Genomic DNA, 18,731 nt, shown 5'->3' on the forward strand with positions numbered 1-18,731 from the left:
CCATGCTGGGCCCAGGAGGGGGCGACCCGGCGACCCAAGGCGTGCGAAGGGCAGGGCCCCGATGAGGCTTGTCGTCGATCTCAACCGCTGTCAGGGATACGCGCAGTGCGCGTTCCTCGCCCCCGACGTCTTCACCCTGCACGGCGAGGAGGCGCTGCTCTACACCCCGCGCGCGGAGGAATCCCAGCGGGAGAACGTGGCGCGCGCGGTGGCGGCCTGCCCGGTCCAGGCCATCCTGGTCGATGAACTGGCCGACGGGCCGGCCGGCGACGAGGACCTGTCCGGTGTCCGCTGACGGCGCGCCGCACCCGCCGCCGCGCGAGGGGCGCATCGTGGTCGTGGGCGCCTCGCTGGCCGGGCTGCGGGCCGCCGAGACGCTGCGCGAGGAGGGGTTCGCCGGGTCGCTCACGATGATCGGCGACGAGCCCCATGAGCCGTACGACCGGCCACCGCTGTCCAAGCAGGTGCTGCTGGGCCGGTCCCCCGCCGACCACACCGCACTGCCCCGCCGCCGCGCGGTGGACGCGACGTGGCGGCTCGGCGTCGCCGCCACCGGGCTGGACATGACGGCCCGGCGGGTGCGGCTGGCCGACGGCGACGAGGTCCCGTACGACCGGCTCCTCATCACCACCGGGGTGCGCGCCCGGCCCTGGCCGCATCCCCTGGAGGCCGAGCTGGACGGCGTGTTCGTGCTCCGTACCCGCGAGGACGCGGCCGCGCTGCACCGCCGGCTGTCGGCGGCGCCGCGCCGGGTGCTGGTCATCGGCGCGGGCTTCACCGGCTCGGAGATCGCCTCCGCGTGCCGCGAGCGGGGGCTGCCGGTCACCGTCGCCGAACGCGGCCCCACCCCCCTGGTCGGCGCGCTCGGCGGCGTACTCGGCGAGGTCGCCGCAGGGCTTCAGCGCGCCCACGGCGTGGACCTGCGCTGCGGTGTCATGGTCACCGGCCTGGAAGGCGACGCCGCCGGGCGGCTGCGGCGGGCCCATCTGTCCGACGGCACCGCCCTCGACGCCGATGTCGCGGTGGTCTCACTCGGCATCACCCCCAACATCGAATGGCTGGCCGGTTCCGGGCTCGCCGCCGGGCCCCGCGGCATCGCCTGCGACGCGGGCTGCCGCGCCTTCGACGTGACGGGCATCGTCACCGACGACGTCTTCGTGGCCGGGGACGTCGCCCGCTCCCCGCATCCGCTCTTCGGCTACCAGTTCCTGTCCCTGGAGCACTGGGGCAACGCGGTCGCCCAGGCCGGGATCGCCGCCCACAACATGATCAGCGCGAGCGCCGACCGCCGGCCGCATCTGTGGGTCCCGGCCTTCTGGTCCTCCCAGTTCGGGGTGAACATCAAGTCGGTGGGGGTGCCGTCGCTGGGCGAGGAGGTCCTGATCGCCCAGGGGTCGCTCGCCGAGCGCCGCTTCACCGCGGTCTACGGATACCAGGGGCGCGTCATCGCCGCCGTCACCTTCGACCAGACCAAGTGGCTGGCGTTCTACCAGCGACTGATCGAGACGGCCGCCCCCTTCCCGCCGCCGTTCACCACCGTCGACCGCCGCGCCGAAGGGCTGCGCCCGGTCCCGGCCGGCTTCCCGGACCCCACGCTGCCCACCCACGGCCCGACCGTCACGCTCAGCGGCTACTCGCCCGCCGACCGGCGGATCGTCTTCACCCCCTCGCGCGTGTGACCACCCGCTCCCCGGCCCTGCTCCGCGGCCCTGATCCCGGAAGGACTCCGCCATGGCCCACGGCCCCCTCCTGCGGAAGATCACCGACTACGCCAACCGCGCCGACCCGTACCCGATCTACGCGGAACTGCGCAAAACACCCGTGGTGCAGGATGAGGACGGCCCGTACATCATCAGCACCTACTGGGAGATCCACGCCCTGCTGCACGACCCGCGCATCAGCTCCGACGCGCGCAACCTCGACCCCCGGGCCGCCGGGGAACCGGCCGACGCCGAGAGCGAGGCCGAGGAGGACGACCCCGGGCTGCCGCCCGCCTTCCTGAAGCTCGACCCTCCCGAGCACGACCGGCTGCGCCGCCTGGCCATGACGCCCTTCGGCCCGCCGCACACCCCCCGGCGGATCCACGCCATGCGCGGCGAGCTGTCCCGCATCGTCACCGAGCTGATCGACGGCTTCGGGGACCGGGAGCGCATCGACCTCGTCGACGACTTCTCGTACCCCTTCCCGGTCACCGTCATCTGCCGGCTGCTGGGCGTGCCGCGCGAGGACGAACCCCGCTTCCACGCCTGGGCCGACACCCTCGCCGCGAGCCTCGACCCGGACCCCGGGCAGGACGCCGCGACGCGGCGCCGCATCACCCAGCAGGCGCGCACCGAACTCGGCCGCTACCTCTCCGAACTGATCGAGGAACGCCGCCGCTCCCCCGGCGACGACATGCTCTCCGCCCTGGTCGCCGGGCACGGCCCGGAGGGCGGCATGAGCCATACGGAGCTGCTGAGCACCGCCGCGCTGCTGCTGGTCGCGGGCCACGAGACCACCGTCAACCTGATCACCAACGGCATGCTCGCCCTGCTCCGCAACCCCGACGTCCTGGCCCGGCTGCGCGCCAAGCCCCATCTGGCCGTTCCCCTGGTCGAGGAGCTGCTGCGCTACGACCCGCCCGTCCAGCTGCTCCCCCAGCGCACCCCGCTCTCGGACATCGACATCGCCGGGGTGACGATCCCCAAGGGCGCCTCCGTCTGGCTCGTCCTGGCCTCCGGCAACCGCGACCCGCAGCGCTTCCTCGACCCCGACCGCTTCGACCCCCGGCGCCGCGACAACCAGCACCTCGGCTTCGGCAGCGGCATCCACAGCTGCTTCGGCGCCCCGCTGGCCCGCCTGGAGGCCCAGCTGGCCCTGACCGCGCTGGCCCGGCGCCTGGAGAACCCCCGCCTGCTCGAAGACCCTCCGCCCTACCGCCGCAACGCCGTCCTCCGCGGCCCCCGCCACCTCCCCCTCACCCTGGACGGCCTGCGCTGAGCGGCGCGGCGAAACCGGGCCCCGCCCCACCTGGCGAGCAGCTGGCCGTGGGCGGTGCGGCCGTTGTTCCCCAGCCCCGCCCCTTCCCGAACCGGGGCTCTGCCCCGGGCCCCGGCCTGGCAGCGTCCCGCCCGCCCAGGCCGGGCCGCGTACGTCGTCCCGGAGCGCGAGCCACCGCAAGCACCGGCAGCCCCAGCACACGATGCGCCCGAACACCCCCGCGCCCGCCCGGTGAGCAGCCGCCAGACGCCCACGCCGAGTCCCCGTAGCCACCCGCCCGCACGGCACCCCGGCCCCGCAATACCCCGTCGGCGCAGTGGCCGATGGCCGCTTCTCGTGCGGCGCGGACCGGGCCCTCCGGGCCCGGGGCAGAGCCCCGGTTTCGGGAAGGGGCGGGCTAGGGGAACAGCAACCACCGGCCGTAGGCAACAGCGCACCCGGCAGCCCGGTCAACGGCACCCAGCCGACTGGGCTGCCTCCGCTCTGGCGGCGATCTTGCGGGCCATGCCGCCGAACACCAGCGCGTGGAACGGCGAGACGCCCCACCAGTAGACGTGCCCTGCCAGCCCGCGCGGGTGGAAGACGGCGCGCTGGCGGAAGACGGTCCGGCCCTCCGCGTCCCGGTCCACCCGCATCTCCAGCCACGCCGGCCCCGGCAGCCGCATCTCGGCCCGCAACCGCAGCAGACGGGGCGGCAGGACCTCCTCGACGCGCCAGAAGTCGAGGCTGTCCCCGACCCGCAGCCGGGCCGCGTCGCGGCGGCCGCGGCGGAGGCCGACGCCGCCCACCAGGGTGTCGATCCAGCCGCGCAGCGCCCAGGCGAGGGGGAAGGCGTACCAGCCGTTCTCGCCGCCGATCCCCTCCACGACCCGCCACACGTCCTCCGGGGAGGCGTTCACGGCGCGGCGGCGGTGGTCGGTGTAGAGGGTGCCGCCCGCCCAGTCGGGGTCGGTGGGCAGCGGGTCGCTGGGCGCGCCGGGGGTCGCGGCGGAGGACCAGCGGGTGGCCACGTCGGCCTCGCGGATCCGCCGCAGGGCCAGCTCCAGGGCCCGGTTCACGCCGAGGGGGCCGCCCGGCGGCTCGGGTACGTAGGCCGTGATGTCGTGCTCGGCGCAGACCACCTCATGCCGCAGGGACTCCACGAGGGGTCGCGCGAGGGTGCCGGGTACGGGGGTGATCAGGCCGACCCAGAGGCTGGAGAGCCTGGGGGTGAGCACCGGCACCGGCAGGATGCCGCGCCGGGGCAGCCCGGCGACGGCCGCGTACCGCCGCATCATGTCCCGGTAGGTGAGGATGTCGGGGCCGCCGATGTCGAAGGCCCGGTTCACCTCGTACGGCAGCGTGGCGCAGCCCACCAGCAGCCGGAGCACGTCGCGGACGGCGATCGGCTGGGTGCGGGTGCGCACCCAGCGGGGGGTGACCATGAGCGGAAGCCGTTCGGTCAGATAGCGCAGCATTTCGAACGACGCCGAGCCGGACCCGATGATCACACCGGCCCGGAGCACCGCGGTCGGCACCCCGGATTCCAGGAGCACGCGGCCCACTTCGGCGCGGGAGCGCAGATGGGGGGAGAGGTCCTCGTCCGGGACCCCGGCCGGGGCCAGCCCGCCGAGGTAGACGATCCGCCGGACCCCGGCGGCCCGCGCCCGCTCGCCGAAGAGGCGGGCGGCGCGCCGGTCGGTCTCCTCGAAGCCGGGTCCGCCGCCCAGCGCGTGCACCAGGTAGTACGCGACGTCCACGCCCTCCATGGCCGCCCCGACGGATTCCTCGTCGGTCACATCGCCGCGTACGATCTCGACCCGCCCCGCCCAGGGGTGACCGCGCAGCTTCCCCGGGGAACGGACCACACAGCGCACCGCGTGCCCCGCGCCCAGCAGCTCGGGCACGAGCCTGCCGCCGATGTACCCGGTGGCACCGGTGACCAGACAGCGCATGCGGCCATGCTCGAACGCACCGGACGCCCCCGCAAGCGGGCAGCGCGAAACCTGCGAGGTGGGCTCCCTTCGCCGGCATTGTCCGGATCAGGTTGTGGAGGTCGCCTTCCGGTCTCCCCGACCTTCCGGCCTCTCAGCCCGGCCATCAACGAGACGTTCCGGAGAACCGCAAGGTCCTCTGTCCTGAACGCCTCTCCGGTCGAGCTCCCTCGCTCGCCCCGCAGGCTGTTTTTCAGGTTACTCCTGACCTCCTTGGGCGACTAGTCCCCTTTCGAGAATTTTTCACCCTTTTGCCAGCGCGTCGCGGAGCCCCGTTCCGGGCACCGGTCCCGGCACTCCCGCGCCTTGGCTGCGCCGGAAGCCGCTTGCCCGGTAGGCTTTCCGTGTGATCTTCAAGCGCATCGGAAACGGTCGGCCCTATCCCGACCACGGCCGGGAAAGCACCCGCCAGTGGGCGGACGTCGCCCCACGCCCGGTACGTCTTGATCAGCTGGTCACGACGAAGCAGCAGCTCGATCTGGAGACGCTGCTCGCGGAGGACTCGACGTTCTACGGGGACCTCTTCGCCCACGTCGTGAAGTGGGACGGCGACCTCTATCTGGAGGACGGGCTGCACCGCGCGGTGCGCGCGGCGCTCCAGCAGCGCCAAGTGCTGCACGCACGCGTCCTGGAGCTCGACTGACGTCACCCCGTAAGGGGTCGCGGGGCCTTCGCGTTGGCCCTTTCGGGTTGGACTGCACACCAACCATTGATCATTTAGTAGGCATCTTCACCAGGCCGCACTACGCTGCGCACATGAGCATGCTGACCCCTCCTGGCATGGGCGGAAAGTACCGCATCACGGGCGACCGCTACCCGCGCATGCGCCGGCCCCGGAGCCGCAGGCGCCTGGCGTTCGCGGCCCTCGGCTCGGTCGTGGCGCTCGGCCTGGCCGGCTGGGGAACGCTTCAGCTCATCGACGTCTTCTCCGGTGGCGGCGGCAAGGGCGGCGACACGGTGCGCGCGGCCCGCGGCAGCACGGACTGCAAGCGCGAGCCCGGCAAGGGCCGCGACCGGGGCTCCGGGTCGTCGTCACGTACGGCGGTGAAGAAGCTGCCGAAGCCCTCCGACATCACCGTCAACGTCTACAACGCGACCAAGCGCTCGGGGCTCGCGAAGGACACCGCCGACGAGCTGAAGAAGCGCGGCTTCAAGATCGGGGACGTGGGGAACGCGCCGAACCCGTACGACAAGAAGGTCAAGGCCCCGGGGATACTCCTGGGCGCACCCGGCTCCACCGACGGGGCCTTCCGGGTGCTCTCGACCCAGCTCGCCGGGACCCAGGCCAAGAACGACGGCCGCCGCGGCAAGGATGTCGATCTGATCATCGGCTCGGGTTTCAAGGACCTGGTCAAGCAGCAGGACGCCGACAAGGCGCTCACCGCGCTGACCAAGCCCTCACCCCGCCCGTCGGGCTCGCCCTGCTGAGCGGGCCCGGGCGCCCGTAACGAGATTCAGCCCGCGGTCCCGTACATCCGGTCGCCCGCGTCGCCGAGCCCCGGCACGATGTACCCGTGCTCGTTGAGCCGCTCGTCGATGGCCGAGGTGACCACCGTGACCGGGGCTCCCGCCAGCTCGCTCTCCATCAGCTCGACGCCCTCGGGCGCCGCCAGCAGGCACAGCGCGGTGACGTCGTCGGCGCCCCGCGCTATCAGCTCGCGGATCGCCGCGATGAGCGTCCCGCCGGTCGCCAGCATCGGGTCCAGCACGTACACCTGACGGCCGGAGAGGTCGTCGGGCATCCGGGTGGCGTACGTGGACGCCTGCAGCGTCTCCTCGTCGCGGATCATGCCGAGGAAGCCCACCTCGGCCGTCGGCAGCAGCCGCACCATGCCGTCGAGCATCCCGAGGCCCGCCCGCAGGATCGGCACCACCAGGGGACGCGGATGCGACAGCCGCACCCCGGTCGTCGCCGTCACCGGGGTCTCGATGTCGACCTGCTCGGTCCGCACATCGCGGGTGGCCTCGTACGCGAGCAGGGTCACCAGCTCGTCGGCGAGCCGCCGGAAAGTGGGGGAGTCGGTGCGCTTGTCGCGCAGCGTGGTGAGTTTGTGCGCCACCAACGGGTGGTCGACGACGTGGATCCGCATGGCAATGACACTAACGGAGCCCTCCGGCCGCAGCTCCCGCCGGTAACCCCCGGCACGCGCCGACAGTCTGTCGCTGTACTGGCATCAAAGCGCTGTTTCGAGGGAAAGTGGGCAGGAGCGCCCGGGCCCCCAGTCCGGGCGGAGACCTCGGCACGAGGGGTGAGGCCATGGCCGACACCGACATGCCCGCCGGCAGGACGATGGGCGAGGGGCCCGCACGCGAGAGCGCCGCGGAGCGCCGCCGCCGTCGCGAACGCTTCCTGCGCGCGCTGAACCAGGCACGGCAGGTGCGCGACGCCGTGCGGCCGCGGCTGACCCGCGCCGCCCGGATGCGCGAGGCGATACTGCTGCGTACATTCCGCTGATGAACCCGTACCCGAACCCGTAACCGACCCCGATGCACCGCCGATGGAGCGATCAGGTCTGTCTGTTTCGTTTCACGTGAGCCACATCTCTTTGGACTGGTGCACGACGCAGCGTGGAAGACCTCTCGCGAAGCGACGGTTTCTGCCACGATTCCGATTGGGGCTGGACATTGTCCCGCCCGCCCCGGCACGCCTATGACCAGTGGGAGAGTCACGGTGTACTTCGCCGCATTGCTCGCGCGCACCGCAGAAGGGTGGGAAGCGAGCGACACAGAGCTCGATGACGTGGAGACTCTGACCGATTTGATCGATCTGGCTCGTGGGGCCGCCAAGGACGACGACACTGTTCTGGCCTTCATCGAGCACGAAGACGCGTGGTTCGGCGTCGTCCGCGTGGACGGCGAGGAGGACCCGCACATCTACGTATCGGACGCGGCCGCGGCCGCCCGCACCTCATACGGCTCGATGCTCACCGACGAGCTGCTCGGCCAGGACCCCGACGACGACCTGGACAGCCTCGTCGACCTGGACGGCACCGAGGACGGCGAGCCCGATGAGGACGACGACGCCGACCCCGACGCCCCGGTCCCGGTGGGCCCGCTCGGGGACGGCGACATCCTGACCGACCTGGGCATGGAGGAGAAGGAGCTGAAGGCCCTCGACGGGGACGCGCTCGAATCGATCGCCGACATGCTGGGCTGCAGCATGGAGAGCCTGGAGGCGGTGCGCTGACCGCCGCCACACTGGTGTCATGACCGATCCGCTGACCGGCATCCTGCCCGGACCCGACCCCGACCCCCTGCGTGACCCCTGGCGCGCCCCGATGCGCCTCGCGCTGGAGGAAGCCGTACGGGCACCGGAGACGGGAGACGTCCCGGTCGGCGCCGTCGTGCTGGGCCCGGACGGCACGGTGCTCGGCCGCGGCCGCAACGAGCGCGAGGCCCACGGCGACCCCACGGCCCACGCCGAGGTCCTCGCCCTCCGCGCCGCGGCCCGCCGCCTCGGCGGCTGGCGGCTGACCGGGTGCACCCTGGTGGTGACCCTGGAGCCGTGCGCCATGTGCGCCGGCGCCATCGTGCTGTCCCGGCTCGACCGCGTCGTCTACGGCGCGATCGACGAGAAGGCGGGCGCCGTCGGCTCCCTCTGGGACATCGTCCGCGACCGCCGCCTCAACCACCGCCCCGAGGTCATCCACGACGTCCTCCCCGACGAGTGCGCGGCCCCCCTCATCGCCTTCTTCCGCACCTCCTGATCCCCCTGCCCGGAACCGATTTTCGATCTCGGCCCTTCGTCCGCTAGGCTCTGCCTCGGTAGCGTGTCCGAGCGGCCGAAGGAGCGCGCCTCGAAAGCGCGTGAGGGGGCAACTCCTCCGTGGGTTCAAATCCCACCGCTACCGCTCTTACACCCCTCTGTCCTGCGGAAACGCAGGGCAGAGGGGTGTTCTGCGTGTGGACACGTCCACCAGTTGCGTGGACACGTCCCGGCACGTGAGTCCCGCATGACCCCAACTGGCCTGCTGAAACGGCCGTCGATGAAGGCGCCTACCGTGGGATCCGACCCATCGGCCCCTCAGCTTCTGGGAACGACGAACAGCCGACGTGCCTGCGAAGCCGACGTCGCCACCCTCATGCAGGCAGATCGACTCGGCGTGGCCGTCAGCGCTGACGGCCGGCTGATCCTGAACCCGCCGATCGAGTCGGCCGTCTACTTCGGCGTCGCTGAGTTGCTGACCAACGCGGTCCGACATGCCCACGCGTCGCGGGTGCTCGTCGGCCTCGCCAGGGACGAGGCCGACCTCGTTGTCGAGGTTGAAGATGACGGCCGGGGCGGGGCCGACGAGCGAGTCGGCAGCGGCCTCGCAGGCCAGCGCCGCCGCCTCGCGGTCTTTGACGGCACCCTGGAGATCACCAGCCCACCGGGCGGCCCGACCCGCGTCAGGATGGCGCTGCCATGCGAATCGTTGTAGCCGAAGACCTCTACCTCCTGCGTGACGGGATGGTCCGCCTGATCGAGGCGTACGAGCACCAGGTGGTGGCGACAGCGACCACCGGACCTGAAACGTTCGACGCGCTGCGGACGTGACGCCCGGATGTGTCCGTCATCGACGTCCGCATGCCACCGGACCAGTCGGACGAGGGCCTGCGGGCAGCCCTCGCCGCCCGCAGCGAGATGCCCGGACTGCCGGTCCTTATCCTCTTCCAGCACGTCGAGCAGTCGTACGCCCGTGAGCTCCTGGCCGACGGCTCCGGCGGCGTCGGCTACCTCCTCAAGGAGAGCGTGTTCGACGCCGACCAGTTCATCGGCGCCTTGGAGCGCGTCGCGGGCGGCGGGACCGCCATGGACCCGGCCGTCATCGCGAAACTGCTGTCCAGCAGTTCCCCGATCCCGGGACTCGAACGGCTCACCGAACGCGAGTACTCCGTGCTGGCCCTCATTGCCGAGGGACTGTCCAACCAGGCCATCGGCCGCCGCCTCTTTCTCAGCGAGAGCGCCATCGGTCGGCTCCGTCCGGCCCGTGGCGTCGTGATGCCGGCCCGGCCGCGGGTCAGGCGGCCGTGCCGAAGCCGGCGGCGGCCAGGTCCTGCTCGCGCCCGCCGAACCGGCTATGACCTTGCCGCCAGCCGTCCGGCGGGTCACCGCGGTGGTGCGGGCGAGGCGGTTGACCATGGGCCGGCCGGAGCCTCCCGTCCCGCCGTTCAGGTCCGGGGTGCGCATGCGCGGTGCCTGCGGATGTCAGGCAGGGAAGCTGTGGGTTCGCGGCATCGAGGCCGGCGCAACGTCGCTGCTCAAAGCAGGTGTCCGTGGTTGGAGCGGGGCCACCACGCGCCGTTCTGTGCTCGAGGTCGACTATCTCTCTGGCCAGCGCACGGAAATCTGCGTCGGCCGGAGTAGACATTGGGTGGTGGTGTGGTTATGGTTTCTCTCGTAGCCGAGATCAAGCAGGGCCCGGCAGAGATGAACTGCCGGGCAGCAGTACACGCAGCTGCAGTTCGTAGGACGGTGCGGTGGTGGAGCTTCGAAGCCAGAGTTGTGCAAGACGGCGACGAGGCTGACGACCGGACCGGGTGGCCCGCAGTGATCAGGGGCCGCCGTGAGCAGTACCGCAGTGGCAGCTCAGCAAGTGCGACAGCACTGCGGTTGTCAGTGGTTCCTCGGCAAAGGCGTCGGCTGCGGGCGCGCGTGCCGGGAGGTTCGGCAGTGGGGTCCCAAGCCAGAGCAGATGCAGGACGGCGACGGGGCTGGCTGCCGAAGAGTGGCGCTGTTCGAGGCCACGAGCAGTATGCGGTTCCCGTTTGGTAAGTAGTTCATCCAGAGGGAAAGAACGGAGGAGTTGAGCGCCATCAGGATCGCCCGGGCGGAAGTCTTGAGCCCGGGTACCGCGGGACATCGATAGTGAGGTGGTCTCCGGTCAAGCAACCGCGATCCCCGCACCCCCGACAGCATTCAGGTCGGGTCTGCGAAAACAGAAGGCCGGCGCAGTACCAGGGTCGGCAGATGGTGTAGCAGTTCCTTCGGGGCCCTGGTGCCATATGGCACCAGGGCCCCTCCACGCGTTCCACAGAGAGGTGCAATGACAGCAGACGACTCGTACAGCCGTCTCGACGACGACGACTACCCTGCCTACACCATGGGCCGGGCCGCCGAGATGCTCGGCACCACCCAGGGCTTCCTCCGCGCCATCGGCGAAGCCCGCCTGATCACCCCGCTCCGCTCCGAGGGCGGCCACCGCCGCTACTCCCGCTACCAACTGCGCATCGCGGCCCGCGCACGTGAACTCGTCGACCAGGGCACTCCCATCGAGGCCGCCTGCCGCATCATCATCCTCGAAGACCAGCTCGAAGAAGCCCAGCGCATCAACGCCGAATACCGCCGCACCGCCGAAGCGTCCGGCCGCCCCCGGCCTGAGACGGTGCGCCCGCCGGCTACCGACGGGCCCCGGCACACACATGTCAGGGCGTGACGCATGGGTCGTTCCCCATGGTGATTTCCCGCAACGCGCGGAAGACCCTGCCCAATGGATCGCGCACACCGCGTCCGGTAGCTGCCGTCGCCCGTGAGAGCCGTGCTTTCAGTGTAGTTGGAGGATCAGACGTTTAGACGCTCGTCCAGGCATCGAGGAAGGCTTTCCGTCCAGCGGGGTCGTCCGACCTGCGGTCGGCGTGCAAGACGCGCCAGGCGGTGAGTTCGAGATCTCGGAGCCACAGTTCTCCGATGACCTGTGTCTTGAGGTCGGGAAGATGGTCGGACTCGGCGAGGGCTTGACCGATCACCTCCCCGGCCGCGAAGCGTTGGGGCGGGGTCATCTCATCGACAGCTGAGAGGATCTGTCGGGCCAGGGCGGTCCCTTCGCCTGCCATGGATTGCAGTACCTCAGCCTTGATGTTGGCGGGTAGCAGGTAGGCGGTGCCGGAGGACCTCCACAGGTCCGACCAGAAGCGTTCGCCTGCCTTGGTGGGGGCAGGTAGCGCGGCCAGCAGTCCGAGGAGATGGCCGAGGGCCGCGTAGCCACCGGAGTGGGCAGCTGCGACGACTGCGATGCCTGCGACGCGCTCCACATCGAGATGGCCGGCTTCGAGGTCTGGAGCCAAGCCCAATTGGTGTTCCAACTGGTCTGTGAGGGGGTCGGATACGTGGGGACGGACCTCAGGAAGCATCGACGATCCTTACGAGTAGGCGAGCGGAGATGCCCGTTCGGAAGCCCTGATCGTTCCCACGACCAGCCGATCTACTCGGCTTCGGGTGGCCCAATTCGCGGTGAGACCAAGGGGCCGGAGTCCACACGGAGGCGAGAGAGCCCAGGGCCAGAAGGACCCCAGGCCGAGAACATCAGCCCTGTCCGACCTTCCCGCCCGCCCTCGGAGGGTACGGCTGCCCCGCGCAGGCCCTACCGTCGCCTGCTCACTCCAACAGCCTCTCTTCCTGAAACGCTGCGCTCCGGGTGGGCCAATATCTATGACCGCGAAGTGAGGGTTAAACGCGCCGTGCGGGGAGCGTTTTTACCGCAACTAACAGAGTGAAAAAAACCGTACACGGGCCACCATTCCATGCTACTGTCGATCTCAGTTGCAGTTGTGGTTCCCAAAGCTTCAAGCGCCTTCGCCGGCATTTTCAGCCATCGGAAGCGTTTTCGTGTTGCCGGTCATTTTCCGGACGGGGCATCATCGCGGCGACCCGGTATCCGTGCACCGCGGGTCCCGGCGTACTGCCCCAAAGGAGATATGACATGGCGTCAGGCACCGTGAAGTGGTTCAACACAGCCAAGGGTTTCGGCTTCATCGAGCAGGACGGTGGCGGCCCTGACGTGTTCGCCCACTTCTCGAACATCGCCGCACAGGGCTTCCGTGAGCTGCTCGAAGGCCAGAGGGTTACCTTCGATATCGCGCCGACCCAGAAGGGTCCGACGGCCGAGAACATAGTTCTCGCCTGACGCGCACTTTGTAGCTGGGGCCGGCACCCCTCGGGGCGCGGGCCCAGCTACGGGCATTCTCCGAGGTTTCACCTGTGGGATGGCGCCGCCCGTGGCCCCCTCTCCGGGGAGCGGGCCTCTTCGGAGCTATACCGGTCGACGTCCTGGATTTCACGTCCACATGACGTCACACATTTCATCGCCTGCGCCCGCACCAGATTCGCTGCAAGCCAGATTCGCTTTCGCATTCTATTCGGCCCGTTCTTGTGATTCCCCGCGCTACTCTTCTGCTGCGGGAATTCCTTGATGCGTGCCGTATCAAGGAAGGTTCTGAATGAACCCCACACGTACGAACGGCCGCATTTCCCGCCCCCGCCGGACCGACAGCCCCGCTTTCGGCTCCAGCACCGGTTCGAGGCGGGGCGCCCGCTTCGGCTCGCCCGCACCTAGCCGTTCCGGCGGTCAGAGCCGCTCGCGCGGCCACGGCCGCCGGCCCGCCACGGTGCAGGGCGAGTTCGCCCTGCCGGAGACGATCACTCCCGCGCTGCCCGCGGTCGAGGCGTTCGCCGACCTCGGCATGCCCAAGCAGCTGCTGGCAGCGTTGACCGCGCAAGGCTTGAGCGTCCCGTTCCCGATCCAGGGCGCGACCCTGCCCAACACCCTCGCGGGCCGCGACGCCCTGGGACGCGGACGCACCGGTTCCGGCAAGACCCTCGCCTTCGGCCTGGCTCTTCTGGCTCGCACCGCCGGACAGCGCGCCGAGCCCCGCCAGCCGCTGGCCCTTGTCCTTGTGCCGACGCGTGAGCTGGCCCAGCAGGTGACCGACGCGCTCACCCCCTACGCCCGCTCGGTGAAGCTGCGCCTGGCCACCGTCGTCGGCGGAATGCCGATCGGCAGGCAGGCCAATGTGCTGCGCGGTGGCGCCGAGGTCGTCGTCGCGACGCCGGGCCGCCTCAAAGACCTCATCGACCGCGGTGAGTGCCGGCTGAACCAGGTCGCGATCACCGTCCTGGACGAGGCCGACCAGATGGCCGACATGGGATTCATGCCCCAGGTCACCGCGCTCCTGGACCAGGTCCGCCCCGAAGGCCAGCGGATGCTTTTCTCCGCCACCCTCGACCGTAACGTCGACCGCTTGGTCCGCCGCTACCTCACCGACCCCGTCGTCCACTCCGTCGACCCGTCCGCAGGCGCGGTCACCACGATGGAGCACCACGTGCTGCACGTCCACGGCGCCGACAAGCACCGGACGACGACGCAGATCGCAGCGCGCGAAGGCCGGGTGATCATGTTCCTGGACACCAAGCACGCCGTCGACCGGCTGACGCAGGACCTGCTGAACAGCGGTGTCCGGGCCGCCGCCCTGCACGGCGGCAAGTCACAGCCGCAGCGCACCCGGACCCTGGCCCAGTTCAAGACCGGGCACGTCACCGTGCTCGTGGCCACGAACGTCGCGGCCCGCGGCATCCACGTCGACGACCTCGATCTCGTCGTCAACGTCGACCCGCCGACCGACCACAAGGACTACCTTCACCGCAGCGGCCGTACCGCGCGGGCCGGGGAGTCCGGCAGCGTCGTCACCCTGGTCACCCCCAACCAGCGCCGCGACATGACCCGCCTTATGGCGGCTGGCGGCATCGTGCCCCAGACCACCCAGGTCCGCTCCGGCGAAGAGGCACTCAGCCGGATCACCGGCGCCCAGACTCCCTCCGGCATCCCCGTGACGATCACCGCGCCGGTGGCCGAGCGGCGTAAGCGCAGCGCGGCCTCACGCGGCCGACGCAGCCCCGCTTCGGCTGCCCGGCGCGCGACCGCGCGGAAGTCCTCGTTCGACGCGGCGGCCTAGAACCTTCGTGATCAGGAAAATGACCCACCCCTACAGGAGGCACATTGTGACGCTGATTCAGATGCAGCCCCGCTCGGCCAATGCCACCCCCGTGCACAGGACGGTGGCCGACGCCATGGACACCGCCGGACCGCAGGTCTGCGATGACATGACCATCGAGGTCGCCCTGTCTGTCATGGCAAGCGCCCGCACCGTGCACCTCCTCGTCAGCGACAACGACGGCCTGTGCACCGGTCTGCTCACCCTGGCCCAGCTCACCGCAGTCCGCGACAGCTCCGCGTACACGGACCGGATCCAGCTGCGCGACGTCCTCGGCGACCGCGGCCCGTTCACCTCTCCCGTGACCACCATGGCCGAAGCCCAGCACGCGATGCGCTACCGCCGCCTCGATGCCCTGCCTGTGGTCGACGAACACGGCAGCGCCTTGGGCGTCCTCGCCCTTGCCCGGTGAACCGTCTCAACCGCAGCAGAACCATCCCCCTTCGTTCTTCTCCCTGTGAGGCATCATGCGCTGTGTCATCGCCCGCTTCCCCTTCGACCTCACCAAAAGCGGCGTCCTGGAATCCATGAAGGGCGTCAAGCCCGAGGAAATCTTCGGCGAGTCCGTGACCATCGGCCGCCACACCTACCCCGTCAAACAGGTCGGCCAGGTCATCACGCGCCAGGACCGCCGCGATTTCAGTGCCGGCGAAGTCCTCCGGGCCATGACCCAGCTCGGCTTCACCTGCCGCGGCCTTCCCCAGGCCGCCGCGCCCACACGCGCTCTCAACCCGCTCCAACAGGCTTCCGCGATGCTCGGCGCCCCCGCGGCCATCTGACCGACGGGCGGGCGCGAGCCGCCATCAAAGCAGCGGTGAGGGTCCGACCGGAATGCGCCGGTCGGACCCTCACCGCGTAACGGGGGATTCTCGGCGCCGCAGTGGGTCAGCGGTCGGAGTAGCTGAAGTCGCCCATGGTCCAGGCACTGACGTCCTCGATCGCCACCCGGTACATCCCACCCGTCTCAGGGATCCCCACCGCGCCCTGCAGAATCCGCGCCACATGGAAATGCAGATGCGTGGGCGGTTCCGCCTCGCGCGTCGCAGCGGTGAACACGGCGGAGAAATCGCTCAGGCGGGCCGAGTCCGCCAAAACCTCCGACACCCGCTGCCTCCACACGGCTTCCGGAGCCAGCCGCCCCGTAATGACAGCACCGCCCGCGACCACGGTCAGAGACATCTGATTGCTGTGCCCGGACTCCACCAGGGCGGCGACGTCAACGAGCAGTTCGTCAGGCTTCGACATGAGAGACGATTTTAATCACCGGCCGTCCGGGCAGCTGAAGCAGTGGTGCTACATGAAGATGCAAGACCGAACTGCGCAGACGAGGACCACGCGGGGCGGGGGAACGGCACCCCCGACCGTCGAAGTAAGGGCGAGCGGCTTCGGGCTCAAGCGCTGCCACTACGTCACCGCCGAGGGGTCCGAGTTCCAGCTCATCCCGGACCCCGCCTCCGCCGAGGGGCGCCGCGGGCGCTTCGACCGGTCGCACCCCGCACTGAGCCGCTGGTTCGGTTTCCTCTCGGTGATCGTGCTCGTCATCGGCGTGGTTCTCCTGATCCTTCAGCTTGCCGAACAGGTCACCCGGGATGCGGAGCGGGCGCTGCGGATGCGCCACAACTGGCTGCTCGACGGCACTGCGGGCTGACCTGGCTCCCCCGGCTCAAAGACCGGGCGGTGCGAGGGGACTTGGAACGCGGTGGGCGCGGCGGTAGGCCAGTGGGGACAGGCCGAGGTGGGTGTGGAAGTGCTTGCGCAGCGCGACGGGATCCCCGAAGCCGCAGGCAGTGGCGATCCGCGCGACGGTCAGATCGCTGGACTCCAGCAGGCGGCGCGCCTGGATCAGCCGGCTCTGCACCAGCCACTGGAGCGGGCTGGTGCCCACCTCGGCGCGGAACCGCCGGGTGAACGTGCGCTCGCTCATGTGGGCGTGGCGGGCCATGTCCTGCAGCGTGAGCGGCTCGGCCAGGCGGCTCTGGGCCCACTGGCGGGTGGCCGAGGTGGAACGGTCGGCATCCTTCGGCACCGGGTGCTCGATGAACTGCGCCTGCCCGCCCTCGCGCCAGGGAGCCACCACGCATCGTCGCGCCGCGGAGGTGGCCACGGTCGCGCCGTGGTCCCTGCGGACCAGGTGGACGAACAGGTCGATGCCGGCCGCCCCGCCGGCGGCCGTCAGGATGCGTCCGTTGTCGACGAACAGCACGTCCGGATCGACCTCGACCTCGGGGAACAGCCGGGTGAACTGGCCGCACAGCGCCCAATGGGTGGTGGCCCGCAGCCCGTCCAGCAGACCGGCCGCCGCCAGCAGGAACGACGAGGTGCACAGGCTGACGATGCGGGTCTCGGGCCCGATCCGGTTGATGGCCGCGGCGACCCCGGTGGGCAGCTCGCCGGTGGCCAGCAGGTGTGCGCCGGGCTCCTGGGTGGCGATCACCACGGTGTCCGCACCCTCCAGGAGTGACTCGTCGTCGTCGACGACGATCCGGAAGCCCTCGTTCGTGCGGACCGGCCGGCCGCCGAGCGAGCAGGTCGTCACGGAATACAGCCGTGCCCCGGCCGGATCGAGGGCCTCGTTGAGCACCCGGGACGCGATGCCCAGGTCCATCGGCATGACCCCGTCGAGGGCGAGAACGGCAACACGATGCGGCATGGCCGGAATGGAACGACAGGTGGCCCTCCGGCCACTCACGACGCCTCTGGGCATCGGCGAGGCTGGAAGCACGTGCCCGGGCTCCCGGCCTCGGGCCGAAGAACATGCGATGCGGATACGAGCGAGGAGAGTATGAGCGAGCAGACGATGCGCGCTGTCACCGTCAAGGAGTTCGGTGGACCGGAAGTCCTGACCGCCGACCGGGTCGCGCGCCCCGCGCCGCTGCCGACCGAGGTGCTGGTGCGCGTGCACGCCGCCGGAATCAACCCGGTGGACTGGAAGACCCGCGCGGGCCACGGCATGGCCGGGCTGCAGACGCTGCCGCTGATCCTCGGCTGGGACGTCTCCGGCGTCGTCGAGGAGGCCGGCTTCGGTGTCACCACGCTCGCCCCCGGCGACGAGGTCTACGCCATGCCGTGGTTCCCGCGCCCGGCCGGCGGGTACGCCGAGTTCGTCACGGCACCGTCCCGCCAGTTCGCCCGCAAGCCGGCCTCGCTCTCGCACGTCGAGGCCGCGGCCCTGCCGCTCGCGGCGCTCACCGCCTGGCAGGCCCTGGTCGACACGGCGCACGTCACCCGCGGGCAGCGGGTGCTGGTGCACGCCGCGGCCGGTGGCGTGGGGCACTTGGCGGTGCAGTTCGCCAAGCACCTCGGCGCAGAGGTGATCGCGACCGCCCGCGAGCCCCGGCACACCTGGCTCGGGGAACTGGGCGCGGACGAGACGATCGACTACACCCGGCAGCGGTTCGAGGAGGCCACCGGCGACGTCGATGTCGTCCTCGACCTGATCGGCGCCGCGGATGACACCGACGTGCGATCGGTGTCGGTGACCCGGCCCGGCGGCCTGATCGTCTCCATCCCGGGCGGTGTCTCGGACGGCCTGGCAGCTGCGGCCGGACAGGCGGGGGTGCGCACCAGCCCGCTGCTGGTCGAGCCGGACGCCGCAGCGCTGACGGCCATCGCCGACCTGGTCGAATCCGGCGCGGTCCGGGTCGAGGTCGAACGCAGCTTCGCCCTCGAACAGGCCGCCGAGGCGCACAGGCTGGGCGAGACCAACCGCACCCGCGGCAAGCTCGTGCTGGAGGTGGCGCGGTGACGTCGACAACCGGGCTCGTGGTCGGGGGCACCGGGACCACGAGCGCCCGGGTCGTCCGCGCCCTCGCCGCACGGCCCGGCACCGTCGTACGGGTGGCCGGTCCCTGCCGGGGATCGGCCACGACGTGGCCGCGATGTTCGCCTTCTTCCAGGACCGCGACCTCCTCTCCCGGGACCGTGACCTGCCGACCCTGCGCGCCCTGCACCCCGAACTCGCCGCCTTCGGCGACTGGTTGACCACCACCGGATGGGACGGCACCGCCGCGGGATGACATGGGGCCGGCCCGA

22 protein-coding genes, 1 tRNA gene, 2 pseudogenes and 1 riboswitch are annotated in these 18,731 nt (G+C 70.8%); of the genes and pseudogenes, 19 read left to right on the forward strand and 6 right to left on the reverse strand.

Going from position 1 to position 18,731, the window contains the following annotated elements:
* The first annotated feature begins 61 nt into the window (after window positions 1-61).
* The 3 genes from ACH4SI_RS12020 to ACH4SI_RS12030 are packed head-to-tail and all read left to right on the forward strand — an operon-like array spanning window position 62 to window position 2,979.
* On the forward strand, window positions 62-295 hold the full coding sequence (locus ACH4SI_RS12020) for a ferredoxin (protein ID WP_398295488.1): 234 nt from the start codon (window positions 62-64) through the stop codon (window positions 293-295).
* Window positions 285-1,679: an NAD(P)/FAD-dependent oxidoreductase gene (locus tag ACH4SI_RS12025; protein ID WP_398295490.1), complete on the forward strand. Its 1,395-nt coding sequence runs from the start codon at window positions 285-287 to the stop codon at window positions 1,677-1,679. The genes ACH4SI_RS12020 and ACH4SI_RS12025 overlap by 11 nt, the downstream gene beginning before the upstream one ends.
* Before the next feature lie 52 nt (window positions 1,680-1,731).
* Entirely contained in the window at window positions 1,732-2,979 is a 1,248-nt protein-coding gene (locus tag ACH4SI_RS12030; protein ID WP_398295492.1) for a cytochrome P450, read from the forward strand.
* A 449-nt stretch (window positions 2,980-3,428) separates the two neighbouring features.
* On the opposite strand, the gene ACH4SI_RS12035 is transcribed toward ACH4SI_RS12030, so the two are convergent.
* Window positions 3,429-4,913 (reverse strand): SDR family oxidoreductase, encoded by a 1,485-nt coding sequence (locus tag ACH4SI_RS12035; RefSeq protein ID WP_398295494.1) that lies wholly within the window; start codon window positions 4,911-4,913, stop codon window positions 3,429-3,431.
* Window positions 4,914-4,960: 47 nt separating this feature from the next.
* Window positions 4,961-5,134, reverse strand: a riboswitch (TPP riboswitch).
* 164 nt (window positions 5,135-5,298) lie between these two features.
* Between ACH4SI_RS12035 and ACH4SI_RS12040 the strand changes: the two genes are divergently transcribed.
* Window positions 5,299-5,595: a type II toxin-antitoxin system VapB family antitoxin gene (locus ACH4SI_RS12040; RefSeq protein ID WP_009716657.1), complete on the forward strand. Its 297-nt coding sequence runs from the start codon at window positions 5,299-5,301 to the stop codon at window positions 5,593-5,595.
* A gap of 113 nt (window positions 5,596-5,708) precedes the next feature.
* Complete coding sequence (locus ACH4SI_RS12045) at window positions 5,709-6,380, forward strand: LytR C-terminal domain-containing protein (protein WP_398295497.1); 672 nt, start codon at window positions 5,709-5,711, stop codon at window positions 6,378-6,380.
* A 26-nt stretch (window positions 6,381-6,406) separates the two neighbouring features.
* On the opposite strand, the gene upp is transcribed toward ACH4SI_RS12045, so the two are convergent.
* The gene (upp, locus tag ACH4SI_RS12050) at window positions 6,407-7,042 is read right to left on the reverse strand and encodes a uracil phosphoribosyltransferase (protein WP_398295499.1); all 636 of its coding nucleotides are present in this window, start codon (window positions 7,040-7,042) and stop codon (window positions 6,407-6,409) included.
* Between the two features lie 167 nt (window positions 7,043-7,209).
* Between upp and ACH4SI_RS12055 the strand changes: the two genes are divergently transcribed.
* The 6 genes and pseudogenes from ACH4SI_RS12055 to ACH4SI_RS12080 all read left to right on the forward strand — a co-directional run.
* Complete coding sequence (locus ACH4SI_RS12055) at window positions 7,210-7,407, forward strand: hypothetical protein (protein WP_398295501.1); 198 nt, start codon at window positions 7,210-7,212, stop codon at window positions 7,405-7,407.
* 216 nt (window positions 7,408-7,623) lie between these two features.
* Complete coding sequence (locus tag ACH4SI_RS12060) at window positions 7,624-8,139, forward strand: hypothetical protein (RefSeq protein WP_398295503.1); 516 nt, start codon at window positions 7,624-7,626, stop codon at window positions 8,137-8,139.
* 19 nt (window positions 8,140-8,158) lie between these two features.
* Window positions 8,159-8,659 carry a tRNA adenosine(34) deaminase TadA gene (gene tadA / locus ACH4SI_RS12065; RefSeq protein WP_398295505.1) on the forward strand — a complete coding sequence of 167 codons (501 nt, stop codon included), beginning with the start codon at window positions 8,159-8,161 and terminating at the stop codon, window positions 8,657-8,659.
* A 57-nt stretch (window positions 8,660-8,716) separates the two neighbouring features.
* A tRNA-Ser gene (locus ACH4SI_RS12070) sits at window positions 8,717-8,803 on the forward strand.
* A 102-nt stretch (window positions 8,804-8,905) separates the two neighbouring features.
* A complete protein-coding gene (locus tag ACH4SI_RS12075) occupies window positions 8,906-9,373 on the forward strand; it encodes a sensor histidine kinase (RefSeq protein WP_398295507.1) in 468 nt (155 codons plus the stop codon).
* A pseudogene (locus ACH4SI_RS12080) lies at window positions 9,358-9,909 on the forward strand (response regulator); the annotation flags it as partial. The gene ACH4SI_RS12075 and the pseudogene ACH4SI_RS12080, both read left to right, overlap by 16 nt.
* A 99-nt stretch (window positions 9,910-10,008) precedes the next feature.
* Here the strand turns inward: ACH4SI_RS12080 and ACH4SI_RS12085 are convergent.
* A pseudogene (locus ACH4SI_RS12085) lies at window positions 10,009-10,137 on the reverse strand (ATP-binding protein); the annotation flags it as partial.
* Between the two features lie 841 nt (window positions 10,138-10,978).
* Here ACH4SI_RS12085 and ACH4SI_RS12090 point away from each other — a divergent pair.
* Window positions 10,979-11,368 carry a MerR family transcriptional regulator gene (locus ACH4SI_RS12090; protein WP_398295509.1) on the forward strand — a complete coding sequence of 130 codons (390 nt, stop codon included), beginning with the start codon at window positions 10,979-10,981 and terminating at the stop codon, window positions 11,366-11,368.
* Between the two features lie 133 nt (window positions 11,369-11,501).
* Here ACH4SI_RS12090 and ACH4SI_RS12095 read toward each other — a convergent pair whose 3' ends face one another.
* Complete coding sequence (locus tag ACH4SI_RS12095) at window positions 11,502-12,062, reverse strand: hypothetical protein (protein ID WP_398295512.1); 561 nt, start codon at window positions 12,060-12,062, stop codon at window positions 11,502-11,504.
* Window positions 12,063-12,631: 569 nt separating this feature from the next.
* Between ACH4SI_RS12095 and ACH4SI_RS12100 the strand changes: the two genes are divergently transcribed.
* From ACH4SI_RS12100 to ACH4SI_RS12115, 4 genes are all read left to right on the forward strand, one after another.
* Window positions 12,632-12,835, forward strand: coding sequence for a cold-shock protein (locus ACH4SI_RS12100; RefSeq protein WP_063730458.1), 204 nt, complete (start codon window positions 12,632-12,634; stop codon window positions 12,833-12,835).
* Between the two features lie 313 nt (window positions 12,836-13,148).
* Window positions 13,149-14,660: a DEAD/DEAH box helicase gene (locus ACH4SI_RS12105; protein WP_398295515.1), complete on the forward strand. Its 1,512-nt coding sequence runs from the start codon at window positions 13,149-13,151 to the stop codon at window positions 14,658-14,660.
* Between the two features lie 46 nt (window positions 14,661-14,706).
* Window positions 14,707-15,111, forward strand: coding sequence for a CBS domain-containing protein (locus tag ACH4SI_RS12110; protein WP_398295517.1), 405 nt, complete (start codon window positions 14,707-14,709; stop codon window positions 15,109-15,111).
* 55 nt (window positions 15,112-15,166) lie between these two features.
* Window positions 15,167-15,478, forward strand: a complete 312-nt coding sequence (locus ACH4SI_RS12115) for an SCO5918 family protein (RefSeq protein WP_398295519.1) — start codon at window positions 15,167-15,169, stop codon at window positions 15,476-15,478.
* A 106-nt stretch (window positions 15,479-15,584) separates the two neighbouring features.
* On the opposite strand, the gene ACH4SI_RS12120 is transcribed toward ACH4SI_RS12115, so the two are convergent.
* Window positions 15,585-15,944 (reverse strand): hypothetical protein, encoded by a 360-nt coding sequence (locus ACH4SI_RS12120; protein ID WP_398295521.1) that lies wholly within the window; start codon window positions 15,942-15,944, stop codon window positions 15,585-15,587.
* Between the two features lie 52 nt (window positions 15,945-15,996).
* On the opposite strand from ACH4SI_RS12120, the gene ACH4SI_RS12125 reads away from it, so the two are divergent.
* Window positions 15,997-16,347, forward strand: a complete 351-nt coding sequence (locus ACH4SI_RS12125; RefSeq protein ID WP_398295523.1) for a hypothetical protein — start codon at window positions 15,997-15,999, stop codon at window positions 16,345-16,347.
* Window positions 16,348-16,362: 15 nt separating this feature from the next.
* Here ACH4SI_RS12125 and ACH4SI_RS12130 read toward each other — a convergent pair whose 3' ends face one another.
* Complete coding sequence (locus ACH4SI_RS12130) at window positions 16,363-17,349, reverse strand: GlxA family transcriptional regulator (protein ID WP_398295525.1); 987 nt, start codon at window positions 17,347-17,349, stop codon at window positions 16,363-16,365.
* A 132-nt stretch (window positions 17,350-17,481) separates the two neighbouring features.
* Between ACH4SI_RS12130 and ACH4SI_RS12135 the strand changes: the two genes are divergently transcribed.
* Together ACH4SI_RS12135 and ACH4SI_RS12140 are read left to right on the forward strand one after the other, a co-directional pair.
* Window positions 17,482-18,444, forward strand: a complete 963-nt coding sequence (locus tag ACH4SI_RS12135) for an NADP-dependent oxidoreductase (RefSeq protein ID WP_398295527.1) — start codon at window positions 17,482-17,484, stop codon at window positions 18,442-18,444.
* A 124-nt stretch (window positions 18,445-18,568) separates the two neighbouring features.
* Entirely contained in the window at window positions 18,569-18,715 is a 147-nt protein-coding gene (locus tag ACH4SI_RS12140) for a hypothetical protein (protein ID WP_398295530.1), read from the forward strand.
* Window positions 18,716-18,731 lie beyond the last annotated feature (16 nt).

It is taken from the genome of Streptomyces sp. NPDC021212, from assembly GCF_044332925.1.
Taxonomy (GTDB): domain Bacteria; phylum Actinomycetota; class Actinomycetes; order Streptomycetales; family Streptomycetaceae; genus Streptomyces.